Origin of the sequence: Pseudoalteromonas luteoviolacea NCIMB 1942, from assembly GCF_001625595.1 — a bacterium.
GTDB classification, from domain to species: Bacteria; Pseudomonadota; Gammaproteobacteria; order Enterobacterales; family Alteromonadaceae; genus Pseudoalteromonas; species Pseudoalteromonas luteoviolacea_A.
This window is the reverse complement of record NZ_AUXT01000158.1, coordinates 1-19,419: the sequence shown is the minus strand read 5'-3', so window position 1 is coordinate 19,419 and position 19,419 is coordinate 1. Positions and strand designations below refer to the sequence as shown.

Sequence of the window (19,419 nt, the reverse complement as noted above, 5' to 3'; positions counted from 1 at the left end):
CCAATTCCGCCACTTCCGCATGTATTTTCTTATAAAGAAAATGGTGGCTATGCCCTGATTTGAACAGGGGACCCCATCATTATGAGTGATGTGCTCTAACCAGCTGAGCTACATAGCCATTGGCTGGAGTACCAGGATTTGAACCTGGGAATGGCGGGATCAAAACCCGCTGCCTTACCGCTTGGCGATACTCCAACGAAACTTCAAATCTGATTTGTTGGTCCCAGGATTTGAATCTGGGGGTGGATGAGTAAGAGATTAAAACCTCTCTCTTCAGTCCTTACCGCTTCCACGTCGTGTCGAGACGATACTCCAACGGAACGATTATTTTAGTTCTTATCGAGAACTTGGTGCGGAAAGAGAGACTTGAACTCTCACATCCGAAGATACTGGAACCTAAATCCAGCGCGTCTACCAATTCCGCCACTTCCGCACATCAGGTAGTTAGTTTTAAAGTTGCTAATCAACTTGAAAAAACATGGTGGCTATGCCCTGATTTGAACAGGGGACCCCATCATTATGAGTGATGTGCTCTAACCAGCTGAGCTACATAGCCATGCCTTTTCATTTATCACCATCGCTGGTGCGGGGCGTATTATGCGTATATGCCCCCATGCCGTCAACACCTTTTTTGAAAAAATCTCGTATCACAGATTGTTTGCAGATAAATTAAGCGAAACGGCCTGTTTTTATACCAAAACAAATCTAAAAGTACAAACTAGATTGATAAGAAGTACTAAGAAATTATCGCTTCATTAGAGAGTGGAAGGTTGAAGTAAGTGTGATTTTTTGCAAGGAAGGGTTTTAGTGTGCTTAAAGACGAAAAAAGCTCCATAAAAAGGAGCTTTTTTGATATACGTATTACTGAACGTTTATACGTTGAATAGGAAGTTCATTACATCGCCATCTTTTACGATGTAATCTTTACCTTCTTGGCGCATTTTACCTGCGTCTTTTGCACCACTTTCGCCCTGATACTCAATATAGTCGTCAAAGCCAATAGTTTGTGCACGAATAAAGCCTCGTTCAAAGTCTGTGTGGATCTTACCAGCAGCTTGTGGTGCCGTTGCACCAACAGGAATAGTCCAAGCTCGAACTTCTTTAACACCAGCTGTAAAGTAAGTTTGTAACTTAAGTAGCTCGTAGCCGCCACGAATAACGAGGTTTAGACCTGGCTCTTCAAGACCAAGATCAGCCATGAATTCCAACTTGTCTTCTTCTTCAAGTTCAGAAAGCTCAGACTCAATCGCAGCACATACAGGAATAACAACTGCGTCTTCAGCTTCTGCAATTTCACGCACTTTATCTAAGAATGGATTATTTTCAAAACCATCTTCAGTTACGTTTGCGATATACATTGTAGGCTTAATGGTCAAGAAGTTAAGCGGCTTAATTGCAACTAGTTCTTCTTTAGTTAGCTCTAAAGAACGAAGTGTAAAGCCTTCATCAAGGTGTGCTTTCACTTTTTCTAGCACTTCGTTCTGGAATTTAGCTTCTTTATCGCCGCCTTTTGCTTTTTTAGCATTGCGTTGTGCTGCACGATCTGCTGCTTCCATATCTGCCAAAACAAGCTCGGTGTTGATAACGTCTATATCATCGGCAGGGTTTACCTGACCTGATACGTGTACGATGTTTTCATCTTCAAAACAGCGGACAACATGGCCAATGGCATCAGTTTCACGAATATTGGCAAGGAATTGGTTACCCAAGCCTTCACCTTGTGAAGCGCCCTTAACTAAACCCGCGATATCAACAAACTCCATTGTGGTTGCAATGGTTTTTTGCGGATTAACAATCGCAGCCAGTTGATCTAGACGCGAGTCCGGAACGGCAACAACGCCTGTGTTTGGTTCGATTGTACAAAACGGAAAGTTTGCGGCTTCGATCCCCGCTTTAGTTAATGCATTAAATAGGGTTGATTTACCAACGTTTGGTAAACCCACAATGCCACATTTAAAACCCATAATTTTGAACCTTCAGTTAATCAAATTGTTGCCGTATAAATAAGTCTTACGGCTTAAATGAATGTAGTCTGTTTTGTGCTTTTAACACACCGTCTTTCGCTAAAATTTCCATGCAGCGAACCGCTTCATCAACAACAGCATCGATCTTTTCTTGGTCGGCTTTCGGCGCTTTACCAAGCACCCAACCAGTCACTTTATCTCTGTGGCCTGGGTGACCTATGCCTATTCGCAAGCGCATAAACTCTTTATTATTGCCAAGCTTTGAAATAATGTCTTTCAAGCCGTTATGTCCACCGTGGCCACCACCTTTTTTAATTTTGGCGACTCCCGGATCCATATCCATCTCGTCATGTGCGACAAGGATGTTTTCAGCTGGAATTTTAAAAAAGTTTGCAAGGCTAGAGACTGCTTTGCCACTCAAATTCATATAAGTGGTCGGAATAAGCAATTTAAATTCTGTATTGTTGATAAGTACTTTGCCCGTTAGGCCATGGTACTTTGAGTCAGGTTTGAGGACGCAATTATAGCGCTTTGCCAGTTCTTCTATGAACCACGCACCGGCATTGTGACGAGTGTTTGCATATTCGGGGCCTGGATTAGCCAGGCCCACAAGCATTTGAATATTATTCAAGGTGTTAACACCTTAAAAATTACTCAGCTGCTTCTTCAGCTTCTTCAGAAGCAGCGCCTTTAGGAGCGTTCAAAGTAACAACAGCTTGGTCGTGGTCCGCACCTTTAGCTAGTTCTACTGAAACAACACCTGCAGGTAAAGCAACGTCAGAAAGGTGTACAGTTGCACCTACTTCGATAGCAGCAACATCAATTTCTACGAACTCAGGAAGTTGAGCTGGTAGACAAGTGATTTCGATTTCTGTTACGTGGTGTGCAACAGTGTTACCGCCTTTAGTTGCAGCTTCTTCGTTGATGAAGTGTACAGGTACTTTTGTGTGGATCTTCTGAGAAGCGTCAACACGTTGGAAGTCTAAGTGAGTGATCTTAGGCTTGTAAGGGTGACGCTGGATGTCTTTAACGATAGCTTCAACAGACTCACCGCCGATGTTTAGCGTAAGGATGTGAGTGTAGAAACCTTCGTCTTCTTGCATGTGGATCACTTTATTGTGATCAAGAGTAAGAGAAACAACTTCTTTACCCGCACCGTAAAGGATTGCAGGAACTTTCTCAGCGCGACGTAGGCGGCGGCTCGCACCAGTACCTAATTCTACGCGTACTTCAGCGTCTAAAACGTATTGTGACATAACTGTCTCCAAATATTTAAAAGTTAATAACGTCAGAAAACTCGCGACCAAGTCTTCTGGCTAAAACCAATCAAGCTCACAAATTGTAGGCCCAATAGGTAAAAAAGGCGCGCTAATATAGCACTATCATGGTTAGATTAAAACCATTAGGACAATAAAAAAGCACCGATTGGTGCTTTTTTATTTATTCATGCAATGAATTAGTGTTCAAACATTGCTGAAATTGATTCTTCGTTGCTGATACGGCGGATTGTTTCAGCCATCATGTCAGCTAAGGTTAATACTTTAACCTTATCAAGTGCGCGTAATTCGTCTGACAATGGAATTGAGTCAGTCACAATTACTTCGTCAATTACAGAGTTACGTAGGTTTTCAGCTGCGTTGCCAGAAAGCACTGGGTGAGTAGCATACGCAAATACACGCTTAGCGCCGTGCTCTTTAAGTGCCGCGGCCGCTTTACATAACGTACCACCGGTGTCGATCATGTCGTCAACGATGATACAGTCACGACCTTCTACGTCACCAATAATGTGCATGACTTGAGAAACGTTCGCTTGTGGACGACGCTTGTCGATGATCGCAAGGTCTTTATCGTCAAGAAGCTTCGCAATAGCACGTGCACGCACAACGCCACCGATGTCTGGTGATACAACAACAACGTCATCGAAATCACGCTCTTTCATGTCTTCGATAAGCACAGGGCTACCAAATACGTTGTCTACAGGGACATCGAAGAACCCTTGAATTTGTTCTGCATGTAGATCCACAGTTAAAACGCGGTCAACACCTACACTTGATAGGAAGTCTGCTACCACTTTCGCAGTGATTGGCACACGTGCTGAACGAACGCGGCGGTCTTGACGTGCATAGCCAAAGTATGGGATCACTGCTGTTATACGACCAGCAGAAGCACGGCGTAGTGCATCAACCATAACGATAAGTTCCATAAGGTTATCGTTTGTTGGGGCACAAGTTGATTGAATAATAAAGACGTCTGAACCACGTACATTTTCATTGATTTGAACGCTGATCTCACCGTCACTAAAACGGCCTACAACGGCATCACCTAACTCGATAAATAAACGTTTTGCAACTTTTTGAGCTAGCTCGGGTGTTGCGTTACCAGCGAAGAGCTTCATGTCGGGCACGGTAGGGTTCCTCAGGCACTGAATTTTTGGACTAACATGCAAAGACTTTAAATAGCACAGTCAATACAGGCTAACTTAAACTAATTTACTTCTCTTTGTTTAGCCACGTAGCGAGTTGCTTGTGAGTAATCGATTCACTTGCACTTTTTGCTACAAAGCCTTGCCAAGAACATGGTATATCTTGGAGTACACGCTGTGCTGTTTGCTCGTCATCAAATGTGGCAAAGCAGCAACTTCCAGTTCCAGTCATTCTTGACGGCGCATATTTTAGCAACCACGTCAGGGTCTTTTCAACCTCGGGGTAAAGCTTTTTAACCAACTCTTCACAGTCATTACGTGTTTCGGTCATACTCCACGGTGATTTTAGTTTGGGTGTATTGCGTGGTAAAGCCGGATCCGTGAAGATTTTTGCAGTGCTGACATGCACGTCTGGAGCGATTACGAGGAACCATTTCTCGGCTTGTTCAAAAGTGGTTAATTCTTCTCCAACCCCCTGAGCTAAAGATGTTTTCCCATTGATGAATACAGGTACATCGGCACCGAGTTGTAAACCAATATTTGCTAATTCAGCTAATGATAATTGACAATTCCACAATATATTGAGCGCAAGCAAAGTCGTTGCAGCATCTGATGAACCCCCACCAACTCCTCCGCCCATGGGTAAGTGTTTAGTTAAATGTACAGTTACACCTTTTTTCACCGTTCGGTATGTTATTAAAGACATCGCCGCTTTGTAGATTAAGTTGTCTTCTTTTGGAATTCCGTTTACATCACCAGTTATATCGATAGTGTCAGCTTCAATCAATTGAAATGTTAGTTCGTCACCAAAGTCTAACAGAGTGAAGAGGCTTTCGAGTTCGTGATAACCATCGTCTCTTCTACCATTAATATGGAGAAACAAGTTTAATTTGGCTGGTGCTGTTAGTGTTAATCTGCTCATTGTGTATCAAAATGCCATGCGTTGATTTGAATTTTTATTGATATATCTTGATGTGAAAGTGTTAGCCGTGCAGGCAATGTTAGCCCATTAAAGTTACGATATCGTTGATATTTGATTGTCCATAGCTTGCCTTGTTCGTCCTGCCAGCTAGCTTGTTTAATATTTCCGTTGCTATCAGTTTCATATTGATTATCTAACCGAGTCGCAGTAAACCAGTTTGGCGCCTGTTTTATCGGTAGCTGCCAACCGCTAATGCGCTCAATTAATGGGCCACTCTCTGGTCCGGCATAAGGTTTACCATCCACGATAATTTCACTGTGGTGCGCGAACTCAGTCATTTTTAATACTTGAGTACCGATAAAGCTAGATAACGTTAATGCTTGCTTGTTGTTTTTTAATTGCCAATTAAAATTAACGGACTGACGATCATCGCTGGATATAAAGGCAATTTTGCCTCGCGCTTGCCAGAGGTCGAACTTATTTAGGGAGTTCAGGGTTGCTTGTCCCTGAACTGGGCTCTTAGGCGACTGCGCACATCCACCTAGAAATAAAAAAAACATGAGCAAAATCAAATGAATTTGTTTCAAATGGGGTTCCTTACTTTCCATATTCGGTTGATTTTTGGTAAAATTGGCCGCTTTAAAGCAGGGCTCGGGCAACACTGGCATTTATGACCATCATCGCACTAGGTATTAATCACAAAACCGCTTCAGTTGAATTACGTGAAAAAGTCGCATTTTCACCAGAGCAATTGTCTAGAGCTTTGGAGCAGCTTAATAAACTATCAGAGTTTCATGAATCTGTGATTGTGTCTACCTGTAACCGTACCGAAATCTATTGTAGCGTCGACCAAGATAATTCCCAAGCACTACTCAGTTGGCTTGCTGAATTTCATTGTATCGAAGAGCAAGAGCTTGCAGAGAATGTGTATATTCATCAAAACCAAGATGCGGTAAACCATTTAATGCGCGTGGCATGTGGTTTAGATTCTTTGGTGCTAGGTGAACCACAGATCCTTGGCCAGATTAAACAAGCTTACAGCAGCTCTAAAGTGCATCATGTAATCCAACCGATGTTTGAGCGTTTGTTTCAAAAAACATTCTCGGTAGCCAAGCAAGTTCGCACAGAAACAGACATTGGTGCGAGTGCCGTTTCGGTAGCATATGCTGCGGTGAACCTAGCAAAGCATATCTATGGCAAGTTAGATAAAACCAAAGTGTTACTGATTGGTGCAGGTGAAACCATCGAATTAGTGGCCAAACACTTATCTCAACATCACCCGCAACATATTACTGTGGCCAATCGCACCATTGAACGAGCTAAAAATTTGGCGCAAGAGATTGATGGGGATGTGATTTCATTGGCACAGTTACCAGATGAATTACATCATGCAGATATTGTGATCAGTTCTACTGCTAGCACCTTGCCTATCATTGGTAAAGGTGTGGTTGAACAGGCCCTCAAAAGACGTAAATACCGCCCTATGTTGTTTGTTGATATTGCGGTGCCAAGAGATATTGAAAGCCAAGTGAATGAGCTGGATGCAGCATATCTCTATACGGTTGATGATTTACAGGCAATCGTAAACGAAAATATTGCAAGCCGAGAGCAGGCTGCCAAGCAAGCGCAGGATATTATTGACGAGAAAACGCGAGAGTTCGCAGACTGGCTGCGCTCGTTAAAATCTGTTGACGTCATTCGTCAGTACAGGACCTCGGCACAAGAAATAAAAATAGAGCTCGTGGAAAAGGCTGTAAATCAGCTACAATCGGGTAAAGATTCAGAAAAAGTCTTGCTTGAGCTAGCAAACAAGTTAACCAATCGACTAACTCACGCCCCTACGCATGCCATTCAAAAAGCAGCAAAAGCGGGCGATACTGAGCGATTGGTATTGCTAAAGCAGGCATTAGGTATTGAACAGGAATAAAATTTAGATGAAAGAGTCTGTCTATCGTAAGTTAGAATGCTTAGTAGAACGTCATGAAGAAGTGGAGGCGATGCTGGGCGATCCAGAAGTGATTGGCGATCAGAACCGATTTCGTGCACTTTCTAAAGAGTACTCAGAGTTAGAAGATGTCGTAAAAACATTTACCGCTTATCAGCAAGCACAAGAAGACGTTGCAACAGCAGAAGAAATGCTGAAGGACTCTGATCCAGATATGCGCGAAATGGCCCAAGAAGAGTATAAAGAAGCAAAAGCAGCGATTTCAGAGCTAGAAGATCAATTGCAAGTACTTATGCTACCAAAGGACCCTAAAGACGATAATAACGTTTTTCTTGAAGTGCGTGCAGGTACAGGTGGTGATGAAGCAGCGATTTTTGCTGGTGACCTATTCAGAATGTATAGCCGTTATGCTGAGACTCAAAAATGGCAAGTTGAAGTTGTCAGTGCAAATGAAGGCGAACATGGCGGATACAAAGAAGTCATCGCGAATATCAAAGGTGATGGCGTTTACGGCAAACTGAAGTTTGAATCGGGCGCGCACCGTGTACAACGTGTACCAGAGACTGAATCGCAAGGCCGTGTGCATACCTCTGCGTGTACGGTTGCTGTGATGGCTGAAATCCCGGAAGCAGAAGCAATCGAGATCAACCCATCAGATCTGAAAGTAGACACATTCAGAGCATCAGGCGCAGGTGGTCAGCACGTTAACAAAACAGATTCTGCGATTCGTATTACGCATATCCCAACGGGTGTCGTTGTTGAATGTCAGGATGAACGTTCACAGCATAAGAACCGTGCAAAAGCACTTTCTGTACTTGGTGCGCGACTACAGCAAGCTGAAGATGAAAAGCGTCAAGCTGCTGAAGCAAGCGAGCGTCGAAACCTAGTAGGTAGTGGTGACCGTTCAGAGCGAATCCGTACATACAATTATCCTCAAGGCCGTATCACGGATCACCGTATCAACCTGACCTTATATAGATTAAACGAAGTGGTCAGTGGTGAACTTGGAGCGATTATTGATCCTCTTCTAATTGAACACCAAGCCGACTTACTCGCGGCAATGGGTGACGATTAACGTGACCTGTCCGTCGAATGCCCAAGCGATTGCTTGGGCTACACAGTTATTAACGGCCCTCTCTGACTCCCCTAAACTTGATGCTGAAGTGCTTTTACTTCACGTTTTGGAGAAACCTCGTAGTTATTTGTTCACTTGGCCAGAAGTTGAATTATCTGAACAGCAATATGCACAATTTAAGGCAATGGTGGAACAGCGTTGTGAGGGGCTCCCTGTTGCACACCTGACAGGTGAGCGAGAATTTTGGAGCTTGCCCTTTTACGTAAATAATAGCACCCTGATCCCTCGCCCTGACACTGAGACGCTTGTGGAGCAGGCATTAGCGTTAGACCTTCCCATTGATACATGTGTACTTGACTTAGGCACTGGTACTGGTGCTATTGCATTATCGCTGGCGTCAGAAATGCCAAGATGGCAGTTATGGGCAGTTGATTATTCTGATGATGCAGTTTTACTCGCGAAGAAAAACCAGCAGCGATTGGGCATTACTAATGCAACTATTTTACAAAGTGATTGGTTTGCCAATGTACCAAAGCAGCACTTTGATCTGATTGTGAGCAACCCTCCGTATATAGAAGAGGACGATATTAACTTATCACAGGGTGATGTTCGTTTCGAGCCGCTTTCGGCACTCGTGGCTCCTGAACAAGGTTATGCGGATATACGTCACATTGCTAAAAATGCACTCGATTATCTGATGGCAGGAGGGTATATCATGGTAGAACATGGGTATGATCAAGGTGCGGGTGTGCAAGAGATTTTTGCACAAATGGGGTATGGCAATATACTTACAATAAAAGATATGGCAGGCTGTGACAGAGTAACATTGGCACAAAAGTTACAATGATGCATAGAATGCAGTAAAATTTTTTAAATTAGCGAGCGTCGAAACAAGCGTTAAGGACTCTATATGGATGATTTTTTGTTTTCAGATGAGCCGACCGATGTCACTGAAACCGAACAAAGTGGCAGTTGGAAAGTAATAATAGTTGACGATGAGCCCGAAGTGCACGCAGTGACTAAACTTGCTCTGAGCGACTTTGAATTTCAAAAGAAGAAACTTGAGTTTTTGAGTGCGTATTCAGGGGAGGAAGCCAAGCAAGTTGTCATGGATCACCCCGACGCAGCTATCGTGTTACTTGACGTTGTAATGGAAACAGATGATGCGGGATTAAAAGTCGCTCAGTATATCCGTGAAACGGCCAAGAACAACAATATACGTATTATTTTGCGTACCGGCCAACCAGGGCAGGCGCCTGAGCGACAAGTAATCGTCAATTATGATATTAACGACTACAAGTCAAAAACAGAGCTCACTGCTCAAAAACTTTTCACTGTCGTTATGTCGAGTTTGCGTTCATACCGCGATATCCTCTCTATTGATCAGTCTCGTCAAGGGCTAGAGAAAATCATTACAGCGTCTAGAGACATTTTCGCCACACACTCGATTGAGCAGTTTATCGAAGGGGTTATGCAACAACTCACTTCGCTGTTAGGGACTGTTGATGAGGCTATGTACGCCACGTCGCTAGTTGCAAGCAATGAGCCTGATACATGCGGTGAAAACTTAATTGTATTTACCGGTCGAGGTGAGTTTGAAAAATGTGAAGGCAAGCCAATTGAAGATGTACTCAATGATGAGCAATATCAGGCTTGTAAAAAAGCACTGAATGAGAAAACTATCGTATATAAAGACAACTATTTATTCTCTTACTGTTCAAGTGAATACAACCATGCCTCTATGTTGTTTGTCTCTGGGATCCCTGAGTTCTTAACTGATACGCAAAAACATTTAATTGAAATCTTCTCGCAAAACGTACAGTTGGCCTACGAAAATGTACAACTTCAAGCAGAAATTGAAGATACCCAGCAAGAGCTAGTATACCGCCTGAGTGAAGCGTTGGAGCTTCGCTCAACGGATTCGGGCAATCATGTTAAGCGAGTTGCACATATTTGCCATGCACTTGCTGTAGGTTATGGCTTGGGTAACAGAGAAGCTGACCTTGTGAGAATAGCGTCTCCACTGCATGATGTTGGTAAAGTTGGTATTCCGGATGCGATTTTAAATAAGCCTGCCAAACTCGATGAAGCTGAATGGCAAGTGATGCAAACGCATGCTAAAAAAGGCTACCAATTGTTACGCGATTCAAGAAGAGAGATTGTCAATGCAGGTGCGCTAATTGCACGAGATCATCATGAAAAGTGGGATGGCACAGGCTACCCGAAAGGCATAAAAGGTGAAGAAATTCATATTTTTGGTCGTATAGTCGCACTTGCCGACGTGTATGATGCTTTAAGGCACCGCCGTTGCTACAAAGAGGCGTGGGACCTACCCGAGGTTATCGAAGAGATTAACAACCAAAGTGGCAAACATTTCGACCCTAAGTTGGTTGCAGTGTTCAACAATACTATTGACGACTTAGAAGCGATTCTAGCTCGCTTCCCAGATAAATCGTGAGGTTGATGTGGACTATATCGCTTTAAAACATACGCATATGGCTTTTGCAATTCTTAGTGTGGCATTGTTTTATACTCGCTCAATATCTCGTTTGGTATCGGGCAAGCTTGCTGGTAAAAAAGCCGTATTCATAGTCAGTCACGGGACTGACACTCTATTATTGATCTCTGCTATTTACCTTGCTGTTATGGCTGGGTTAACGCCGACCTCACAACCGTGGTTATTAGAAAAAATAATTTTGGTATTTGGCTATATAGGGTTGGGACTCGTGATTGCAAAGTCTACCCACAAGTCCAAACAAATAGGTGCGCTGATTGGCGCAACAGCCATCATCGCTGCGATAGGCTATCTTGCAGGGACTAAAAACGCCTTTATTTTATAGTTAGGGTCCAAAAATAAACTACCGTGTGAGCTGTATGCTTCCAGTTCACATGGTACCTGCCAAAAATAGCACTTGGGTATGCCTTAAAAAGTGTTACACTACGTCCTTATTATTTACACATGGGTTAGCAGTACAGTCTATGACAGATATCTGGTTTGATGAACAACAAGAGTTAGGCATGAATTATTCAGTTCCTGCATTGCTTCGAAGTATTTATGCTGAGCAACGTTGGGATGCACAGGCTGATACTGAGCAGACTCTGTGTTTGCTTGCCGAGCTTGAATTATCTATTGACGATATGAGTGTAAAAGAAAAAGATTTACACAAACGGGTTGATTTACTGTTAGATACCTTTTACACCAAATGGGTATTTAGTGGCACAGGACAAAAAGTACCAGAATATTTGCTCAATAATATTGGCTATGTACTGAAAATGCGCAGCGGAACTAGCACCGCACTTGCTTTATTATTAACCCATTTATTAGAGCGAGCAGGGTTTAACGCAACAGTTGCGCTCTTGGAAAGCGAAGTGATAGTACATGTTGCTTTAAGCAGCGAAGAAGGTTACGTCATTGACCCAAGCTCCGGACAACAATCTTGGTATATTACACCTGAAAATGGTGAGGAAAAAGATCAAGAACCTATGGAGCTAATCATAGGCGAAGAGGCATTCAAACTATATTTAGCTCAACAAAAATGGTCTTTTATTGCTGCGGAAAAATTCAGTCACGCTTTAAGCTGTGTTGAGCTACTTATGGAACTATTGGGTGATGACCCATATGAAAGGCGAGACCGAGGCTATCTACTAAATCAACTTAATTGCCCAAAAATGGCAAAAGATGATCTACAGTACTTTGTCGATGAATGCCCAGATGACCCTACAATAGACATCATTCAAAGCCAAATTGAAGAGCTTGCAGATCACAATAATATTTTGCACTAACGCAATGCGTGAGCATACGCAAATATATAGTAAAAAAGTAAAAGTTTGAGTCCATATATCGACTATCAGTGAGTAGTCAAAGTGACCGTTAAATTATATCCTCTAAAGGGTGGTAATATTATCGGTGATAAAGGTTGATGTGTTTGTATGTGGACTGCACTTTGCAAAATACTGTTCTCACATCAACATTGATAGTGTGTTTACTGGTGAGACGTAAATTTCTATCAAGGCTTATTTTTATAGCATTTGAGACTCGCAAAGTGCTCACTAAACTTAGTATCCCACCCATTTATTACCACAAGTTTAAGATATAATTAACGATTTAAGTATTGGCATGGTTTAATTGCGTTATGGACAAGCTGTTATGTAAAAGAGCTAAACCTTGCTGAACGTATACAAAATATGTTGGATGGAGTGATAAACCCTTTCAGCGTATCTAGTTAAATTTGGAATTGAATATGAATACACAAATAATAAAAGTTGGAACAACCGAAGTTGCTAACGATAAGCCATTTGTACTTTTTGGTGGTATGAATGTTTTGGAGTCGAGAGATTTAGCTATGCAAATCGCTGAACACTATGTTGAAGTGACTTCAAAGTTGAATATTCCCTATGTATTCAAAGCATCATTTGACAAGGCGAATCGCTCTTCAATCAATTCATATCGCGGTCCAGGTATGGAAGAAGGGTTAAAAATCTTTGAAGAGATTAAACGTACCTTTAACGTGCCTGTGATTACTGATGTACATGAACCTTTCCAAGCTGCACCTGTGGCAGAGGTTGCGGATGTAATTCAATTACCAGCATTCTTGGCTAGACAGACAGACTTGGTTGTGGCGATGGCGAAAACGGATGCTGTTATCAATGTAAAAAAACCACAATTCCTAGCACCTCACGAAATGCGTCACATCATTAAGAAAATTAATGAAGCTGGTAATGACAAGGTGATTCTATGTGAGCGCGGTAGCAGCTTTGGTTACAATAACTTGGTTGTAGATATGCTGGGCATGGATGACATGAAGCATATGGCCCCTGTTATTTTTGATGCAACTCATGCATTACAACGCCCTGGTGGCCGAGCAGACTCAGCTGATGGTCGTCGAGCACAAGCAGCAGAGTTAGCGCGCAGTGGTATAGCGCTTGGCTTAGCTGGTCTTTTCATTGAAGCTCACCCGGATCCAAATGTTGCTAAATGCGACGGTCCTTGTGCACTTCCATTGGCTAAATTGGAAGGATACCTGACGCAAATGAAATCGGTAGATGAACTGGTAAAGAGCTTTGAACCTCTCGATACGAGTGCCAGCCTTTAAGCTGATTGTATTAGGCTCAGCGTAACTATAAAGAAGCAAAGTTACGCTTCAGTTCAAAATAACCCCGACTTTAAATACATGTAAAGGCGTCCTGCTATGTCGAGAAGGTTACCACCGCTGAATGCTTTAAAAGCGTTTGAAGCAGCAGCTAGGCACCTGAGTTTTACCAAAGCTGCTGAAGAGCTGTTTGTTACACAGGCTGCGATAAGCCATCAAATAAAAACATTAGAAGAGCATTTAGGGTTAAAGCTTTTCTTGAGAAAAAATCGCTCATTGCTGCTAACAGAAGAAGGGCAGGGCTATTTTTTAGATATAAAAGACATCTTTTCTCAATTGATTGACGCGACGGAGAAGCTGCTTGCCCGAGGAGCCAAAGGTTCATTGACGGTGAGTTTAACGCCAAGTTTTGCGATTCAATGGCTAGTTCCTAGGTTAAGTAAATTCAATGAGTTGTTCCCTGAAATCGATGTGCGTATCAAAGCGCAAGATTTAGATGAAAACTCACTTACGGACGATGTGGACGTGGCTATATACTATGGTCGAGGCAATTGGAGTGGGGTGCAGACCCACAAATTACACACAGAATACTTGGTGCCACTGTGTAGTCCGTTACTTTTAAATGGCCCAAAGCCGCTTGACACTCCGAACGACCTTGCCAACCATAATTTGTTGCACGATACCACACGCCGCTCATGGAAAGCTTGGTTAAAAACGGCGGGTGTACGAAATGTGCCAGCCAATACGGGTCCTATTTTTAGTCACTCCTCAATGGTGCTGCAAGCTGCTGTGCACGGGCAGGGGGTTGCGTTAGGCAACAGCGTACTCGCCAAACCTGATTTAGATGCCGGTCGATTAGTCATTCCGTTTAGTCACAGTTTGGAAAGTAAAAATGCATACTACTTAATATGTCGTGAATCCCAAGCTGAGCTGGGTAAAATTGTCTCTTTTAAGGACTGGATGCTCTCGATGGTAGAGCAAGAGCAGATATAAAAAGAAGGTTAAGATGACAGAAACCGTCGCAATACAGTGGTTCGACGCAAAGTCGCCAATAGCTCAGTTTGTTTTTGCACATGGAGCAGGAGCCGGGAGCGATTCAGACTTTATGCAAGATATGGCTAAAAAGCTGTCATTGGCTGGAATAAATGTAGCTTTGTTTGATTTCGAGTATATGGAAACTGCCAAAGCACAAAATAAAAAGCGCCCACCAGACAGAGCGCCAAAATTGTTAAGTCGATATGCGCAGGTGTTATCTCAATTAGATAGTGACCTGCCGTTATTCATTGGTGGTAAGTCAATGGGCGGTCGAATGGCTTCTATGCTGGCATGTGAGACACAAGTACCTGTATGTGGTGTGATTGCATATGGCTATCCATTCCACCCTCCGGGGAAACCAGAAAAGTTGAGAATTGAGCATTTTGGTGATATCTCTTGCCCTTTTTTAGTCTTACAAGGTGAAAGAGATACGTTTGGAACAAAGAGCGAAATCTCAGATTTGTCTTTTGATAAGACGCCACAATTCGTTTGGTTGCCTGATGGAGATCACTCGTTAAAGCCACGCAAGGCAAGTGGCGTTACAGAGCAACAGAACCGACAAACGGCAGCGGATGGTACGATTCAGTTTATTCAGGGCATATGTAATGGCTAAACTATTTTTAATCATTGGTAGTACATTTTGCATGTTGTCTGTCGCACTAGGCGCGTTTGCAGCGCATGGTCTGAAGCACCATGTCAGTGAATATGCGGTAGGTATATTTAAGACAGCAGCTGAATATCAGATGACACATGGTTTGGCGATTATTGTGGTGGCGTTTTTGCTAAAATGGGGTTTGCAAATGAAATGGGCTGGTTACCTGTTTATAGCTGGTATAATGCTATTTAGTGGTAGCCTTTACCTGTTGGCGTTAACCGGTGCTAAATGGTTAGGCCCAATCACGCCAATGGGTGGAATGTGTTTTATTTTTGGTTGGCTGGTAATAATTTATAAATCAGCTAAGCAATCATTTTAATTTGGGATCATTTTAAATGTCGAGTGTTGTAATTTATTGTCGTAGTGGGTTTGAAAATGACGCTGCCGCTGAAATCAATCATCATGCTCAGCTACAAGGTGTAGCAGGCTATGTAAAAGCAAAGCCCAATACTGGATTTGTTTCTTTTGAGTGCTTTGCAAAAGAAGATGCAGAGAGACTGGTCAAACAAATCGATTTCAAAAGTTTAGTGTTTGCAAGGCAGTGGTTTGCTGGCACTCTTTTGTCTAAAATGCCACAGGAAGATCGCGTTGGCGAGATAAAGCAATGTGTTGCAGATTTTCCTTTGTGTGGCGATCTAAGAGTTGAGACCCCAGATACGAATGAGGGCAAAGAGCTTTCTAAGTTTTGTAAAAAAATCTCTACCCCATTAGCGAAGTCACTAGAAAAACAAAATAAGCTAACACGCAGTGTAAAACCGCAAAAACCTGTTTTACATGTTCTGTTTCTTGCTAATGATACCGCTTTTGTCGGTTTTTCATTTAGTGATAACAACTCGCCATTTTTCATGGGGATCCCACGTCTAAAAATGCCGGCCGATGGACCTAGCCGTTCAACGTTGAAACTTGATGAAGCTTTCAACGTGTTTTTAACCAAGGAGCAGGCAGAAGAGCGTGCCCAACCTGGTATGCGTGGTGTTGACTTAGGTGCATGCCCTGGTGGCTGGACTTATCAGCTCGTCAGACGAGGAATGTTTGTTGCGGCCATCGATAATGGCCCTATGAATGACAAGTTAATGGAAACAGGGCAAGTAAAACACTTTAGGGAAGATGGCTTTAAATACCGCCCAGAAAAACGCAACATTGACTGGTTAGTGTGCGATATGGTTGAAAAACCTAGAAAAGTGTCTCAGTTGATGATTGATTGGATAGTTAACGGCTTTGCTAAGGAATTAATCTTTAACTTAAAACTGCCAATGAAAAAACGTTTCGACAGCGTTTATGAGTGTTTGCAGCTGATCGATGATGAGCTAGCTCATTATAATGTCGGTTATAAACTCCAAGCTAAACATCTGTATCACGACCGCGAAGAGGTAACCGTACATATTCAGGTATTAAAAGTGCCGCAAAATTTGTTTAGTTAATATTAATTTGTTGCATTTATGGTAGTGTTTAGAAATCTGTGTCATTTCAGTATTATTAAGAAAATAGGAATGACACATGACTCAATCTTTCGGCTTCAACAAAGCATTAGCTGAACTTCAATCTGGTAAAGGTTTAACTAGTGAAGATAGTGTTTTAACACCACACTGATTAAGCAATTAACCGAAGCTGTTTTAAAAGCAGAGCTAGAGCAGCATCTAGAATCTGATCCACAACCAAGCCGTAAGAACGGCACTAGCAAGAAAACGGTTCAATCATCGGTAGGCCAATTTGAGCTTGAAACGCTAGGAGATAGCACAGGCTCATTTGAACCGCAACTTGTTAAAAAGAATCAAACCAAATTAACGCCTGAAATAGATCAAAAAGTTCTATCCATGTTTGCGCTTGGTATGAGCTATCGTGATATTCGCAGCCACGTTCAGGAAATGTACGGCATTGAAATATCAGAAGCCACTATAACTGGCATAACCGACCAGTTAATACCAGAGCTTAAAGCTTGGTAATCTCGCAGCCTTGATGCGCTGTATCCGTTTATTTGGCTTGATGCCATTCATTATAAAATCAAGGAAAGTGGTCGCTACGTTAGCAACGCTGTTTACACCGTACTCGGTATTAATATCGAAGGCCGCAAGGAATTACTTGGCTTATACGTGTCAGAGAGTGAAGTCGCTAATTACTGGCTCTCAGAGCTTACAGATTTACACAATCGTGGCGTATCCGATATTTTAATTGCCTGTGTTGATGGGCTAAAAGACTTCCCTGAAGCCATTGGTACTATCTATCCTGAAACAGAGATTCAGCAATGCGTTATTCATCAAATTCGCAACTCGATGAAGTACGTAGCCTCTAAATACCAAAAAGCGTTTATGGCTGATTTAAAGCCTGTTTATCATGCAGCGACCAAAGATGCTGCCGAAGTTGCATTGGATGAACTTGAGGCTAAATGGGGCAGTCTATATCCAATCGTAATCGAGTCTTGGCGTCGTAAATTGTCTAACCTATCTGTTTACTTCAAATACCCTGATTACGTACGTAAAGCCATTTACACCACCAACGCTATTGAAGCTGTGCATCGCCATTTTAGGAGATTAACCAAAACCAAAGGTGCATTCCCGAATGAAAATAGCTTGATGAAATTGTTGTATGCGGGCATATTGAATACTGCAAATAAGTGGATAATGCCAATTTACAACTGGAACCTGACATTGTCACAGTTAGCCATCCACTTCGAAAGTAGGTTAGATAGTGTGCTAGATATTTAGCTATTTAGGCTGACACAGAATTCTGAACGCCTTCGACAATAGAGATGCTTATGCCATTTAAAGACGGTGTACACACAATCACCGCCGACAATGATAGAGAATTAGCAGGTCATGAGCAGGTTGGCTATATTTTGCCCGCCCATATAGGTCTTGGGAGCGGGGGGCAAATGAAAACGCGAATGGTCTGTTAAGGCAATATGTGAAGAAAGGCACGGACTTGAGGCAGGTAACGGATGAGTATATTCAGTTTGCTCAATCAAGAATTAACAACCTTCCAGAAAGTGTTTAGGGTTCAAGCAGCCAGCCGTTATTTTAAAAGAGTTAACAATGGCCGCTTGATGTTAGAGTGTGTCGCACTTCGAAGTTGAATTCGGGAGTTTAGTTCTTCGCTACCCTAACGGGTATGAGTGCAATAAAACTGATTACGGTACAATACCGGACATGATTCGGATTTTGAAATAGATTCAATATCATCAAACTACGAGTTTATATGTGAATATAGGGGGAAATAGCCACATACCACTTCAATTTAATGATAAGTAGGTGTTTTTATCTTAAGCTTTAATTTTGTATTTAAATACACAAAAAGATTCTTTATTTAATTTAAATCTAGTGGTCATTAATTTGGCTTTTTTATTAATGGTTTGGTGTTTATACCCGCTTAAGTTAAGGGTTTTTGTAAGGGGTTAAAATGTTTTTTAAAAAGACAAAGAATATTATTTTAGCAGGTATCGTTTTTGTTCCGACACTGGTTAATGCCGCTTGTGATGAAAATGGGTGCTGGTCTGTTGATGTTAAACCAATTTATATTCGATCATCATGGATAAACCTTTTACAAACATCAGGGAACGAAGAAAAACTTACTTGTAATGCAATTTCTAACCTATTTTTTCAAATACCGGATAAAGGAAATAAAGCTGATCTAATGTCTGTGATCCTAGCAGCCAAGTTAAGCGGTAAAAAATTGATGTGAGAAAAAATCATGACAGCGGTAATTGTATTATCGAATATTTAAGATTTTCAAAACAGTAATTTGTTAATAAATGGAGAGTAAATTGATTCTTAAAAAACGGGCGTTTTTACCTATTATTTCTTCTTTAATTATTGGCTATTCAAGTAACTCGTTCGCTGCAACTACCTGGGTACCAATTAGTAATGGCAGCGTGTCATTTGTAATCCCTCTAATTCCTGATGAAACATTTCCGTCACCTATCAATATGCGCAAAGTTGTTAGCGGTAATACGGTTTCATTCTTTTGGGACGATATAAAACATGCAAGTAAATACTTAGTTCAAGGTTTAAATAGTGCAGGTCAATGGGTTGATTTGAAAGTTGTTTATTCAAACCAAGTAACAATTGATAGTACATTCAATGACTACTTTCAGTTAAGAGTAACAGCATGTAATTACAACTCTTGTAAAGGAACAGGTATTGCTTCAAGAAGTTATGCCTTTAATAAAAAAGTAATCTTTATTCATACAGACCTACTTGGTAGCCCAGTAGTAGAAAGTCACTAGAGCGCTTTTCTATATATTAAAAGAAGCTTCCAATAATCAAAAAAAATTGAAAGGCTTAATAATGAACTTGCTAAAACGAACGTTATTTGTAC

At 41.9% G+C, this 19,419-nt stretch carries 19 protein-coding genes, 4 tRNA genes and 2 pseudogenes; 15 read left to right on the top strand and 10 right to left on the bottom strand.

Annotation, left to right across the window (positions count from 1 at the left end):
- Positions 1–41: 41 nt before the first annotated feature.
- The 10 genes from N482_RS11710 to lolB all read right to left on the bottom strand — a co-directional run bounded on the left by N482_RS11710 (position 42) and on the right by lolB (position 5,895).
- Positions 42–118: transfer RNA gene (locus N482_RS11710), tRNA-Met, on the bottom strand.
- A 2-nt stretch (positions 119–120) separates the two neighbouring features.
- Positions 121–195: transfer RNA gene (locus N482_RS11705), tRNA-Gln, on the bottom strand.
- A 153-nt stretch (positions 196–348) separates the two neighbouring features.
- Positions 349–433 (bottom strand) — tRNA-Leu (locus N482_RS11700).
- A 46-nt stretch (positions 434–479) separates the two neighbouring features.
- A tRNA-Met gene (locus N482_RS11695) sits at positions 480–556 on the bottom strand.
- Positions 557–872: 316 nt separating this feature from the next.
- A complete protein-coding gene (gene ychF, locus N482_RS11690) occupies positions 873–1,964 on the bottom strand; it encodes a redox-regulated ATPase YchF (protein ID WP_063377215.1) in 1,092 nt (363 codons plus the stop codon).
- A gap of 46 nt (positions 1,965–2,010) precedes the next feature.
- Complete coding sequence (pth, locus tag N482_RS11685; protein WP_063377214.1) at positions 2,011–2,595, bottom strand: aminoacyl-tRNA hydrolase; 585 nt, start codon at positions 2,593–2,595, stop codon at positions 2,011–2,013.
- 19 nt (positions 2,596–2,614) lie between these two features.
- Positions 2,615–3,220, bottom strand: a complete 606-nt coding sequence (locus tag N482_RS11680; RefSeq protein WP_063377213.1) for a 50S ribosomal protein L25/general stress protein Ctc — start codon at positions 3,218–3,220, stop codon at positions 2,615–2,617.
- Between the two features lie 200 nt (positions 3,221–3,420).
- Positions 3,421–4,368, bottom strand: coding sequence for a ribose-phosphate pyrophosphokinase (locus tag N482_RS11675; protein WP_063358080.1), 948 nt, complete (start codon positions 4,366–4,368; stop codon positions 3,421–3,423).
- Between the two features lie 85 nt (positions 4,369–4,453).
- On the bottom strand, positions 4,454–5,308 hold the full coding sequence (ispE, locus tag N482_RS11670) for a 4-(cytidine 5'-diphospho)-2-C-methyl-D-erythritol kinase (RefSeq protein WP_063377212.1): 855 nt from the start codon (positions 5,306–5,308) through the stop codon (positions 4,454–4,456).
- Complete coding sequence (gene lolB, locus N482_RS11665) at positions 5,305–5,895, bottom strand: lipoprotein insertase outer membrane protein LolB (RefSeq protein ID WP_081227917.1); 591 nt, start codon at positions 5,893–5,895, stop codon at positions 5,305–5,307. Before lolB ends, ispE begins: the two co-directional genes overlap by 4 nt.
- A gap of 83 nt (positions 5,896–5,978) precedes the next feature.
- On the opposite strand from lolB, the gene hemA reads away from it, so the two are divergent.
- The 15 genes and pseudogenes from hemA to N482_RS11595 all read left to right on the top strand — a co-directional run bounded on the left by hemA (position 5,979) and on the right by N482_RS11595 (position 19,327).
- Positions 5,979–7,235: a glutamyl-tRNA reductase gene (gene hemA, locus N482_RS11660; RefSeq protein ID WP_063377210.1), complete on the top strand. Its 1,257-nt coding sequence runs from the start codon at positions 5,979–5,981 to the stop codon at positions 7,233–7,235.
- A gap of 7 nt (positions 7,236–7,242) precedes the next feature.
- Positions 7,243–8,328: a peptide chain release factor 1 gene (prfA, locus tag N482_RS11655; protein ID WP_063377209.1), complete on the top strand. Its 1,086-nt coding sequence runs from the start codon at positions 7,243–7,245 to the stop codon at positions 8,326–8,328.
- Position 8,329: 1 nt separating this feature from the next.
- A complete protein-coding gene (gene prmC / locus N482_RS11650; protein WP_081227915.1) occupies positions 8,330–9,175 on the top strand; it encodes a peptide chain release factor N(5)-glutamine methyltransferase in 846 nt (281 codons plus the stop codon).
- Between the two features lie 63 nt (positions 9,176–9,238).
- Positions 9,239–10,786: a DUF3369 domain-containing protein gene (locus tag N482_RS11645; RefSeq protein ID WP_063377207.1), complete on the top strand. Its 1,548-nt coding sequence runs from the start codon at positions 9,239–9,241 to the stop codon at positions 10,784–10,786.
- A 7-nt stretch (positions 10,787–10,793) separates the two neighbouring features.
- Positions 10,794–11,168 carry a SirB2 family protein gene (locus N482_RS11640; RefSeq protein WP_063377206.1) on the top strand — a complete coding sequence of 125 codons (375 nt, stop codon included), beginning with the start codon at positions 10,794–10,796 and terminating at the stop codon, positions 11,166–11,168.
- A 139-nt stretch (positions 11,169–11,307) separates the two neighbouring features.
- Positions 11,308–12,111, top strand: coding sequence for a tetratricopeptide repeat protein (locus N482_RS11635; RefSeq protein WP_063377205.1), 804 nt, complete (start codon positions 11,308–11,310; stop codon positions 12,109–12,111).
- Positions 12,112–12,569: 458 nt separating this feature from the next.
- On the top strand, positions 12,570–13,421 hold the full coding sequence (gene kdsA, locus N482_RS11630; RefSeq protein WP_063377204.1) for a 3-deoxy-8-phosphooctulonate synthase: 852 nt from the start codon (positions 12,570–12,572) through the stop codon (positions 13,419–13,421).
- 96 nt (positions 13,422–13,517) lie between these two features.
- Complete coding sequence (locus N482_RS11625) at positions 13,518–14,411, top strand: transcriptional regulator GcvA (RefSeq protein ID WP_063377203.1); 894 nt, start codon at positions 13,518–13,520, stop codon at positions 14,409–14,411.
- A gap of 13 nt (positions 14,412–14,424) precedes the next feature.
- Positions 14,425–15,066, top strand: coding sequence for an alpha/beta family hydrolase (locus N482_RS11620; RefSeq protein ID WP_063377202.1), 642 nt, complete (start codon positions 14,425–14,427; stop codon positions 15,064–15,066).
- Positions 15,059–15,427, top strand: a complete 369-nt coding sequence (locus N482_RS11615) for a DUF423 domain-containing protein (protein WP_063377201.1) — start codon at positions 15,059–15,061, stop codon at positions 15,425–15,427. Before N482_RS11620 ends, N482_RS11615 begins: the two co-directional genes overlap by 8 nt.
- A 16-nt stretch (positions 15,428–15,443) precedes the next feature.
- Positions 15,444–16,529, top strand: a complete 1,086-nt coding sequence (gene rlmM, locus N482_RS11610) for a 23S rRNA (cytidine(2498)-2'-O)-methyltransferase RlmM (protein WP_063377200.1) — start codon at positions 15,444–15,446, stop codon at positions 16,527–16,529.
- Positions 16,530–16,605: 76 nt separating this feature from the next.
- Positions 16,606–17,810, top strand: a pseudogene (locus N482_RS11605) (IS256 family transposase).
- A gap of 26 nt (positions 17,811–17,836) precedes the next feature.
- Positions 17,837–18,149: pseudogene (locus N482_RS24315) on the top strand (IS30 family transposase); the annotation flags it as partial.
- Positions 18,150–18,501: 352 nt separating this feature from the next.
- Positions 18,502–18,783, top strand: a complete 282-nt coding sequence (locus tag N482_RS11600; RefSeq protein ID WP_063377199.1) for a hypothetical protein — start codon at positions 18,502–18,504, stop codon at positions 18,781–18,783.
- Positions 18,784–18,865: 82 nt separating this feature from the next.
- The gene (locus tag N482_RS11595) at positions 18,866–19,327 is read left to right on the top strand and encodes a hypothetical protein (protein WP_063377198.1); all 462 of its coding nucleotides are present in this window, start codon (positions 18,866–18,868) and stop codon (positions 19,325–19,327) included.
- Positions 19,328–19,419: the final 92 nt, after the last annotated feature.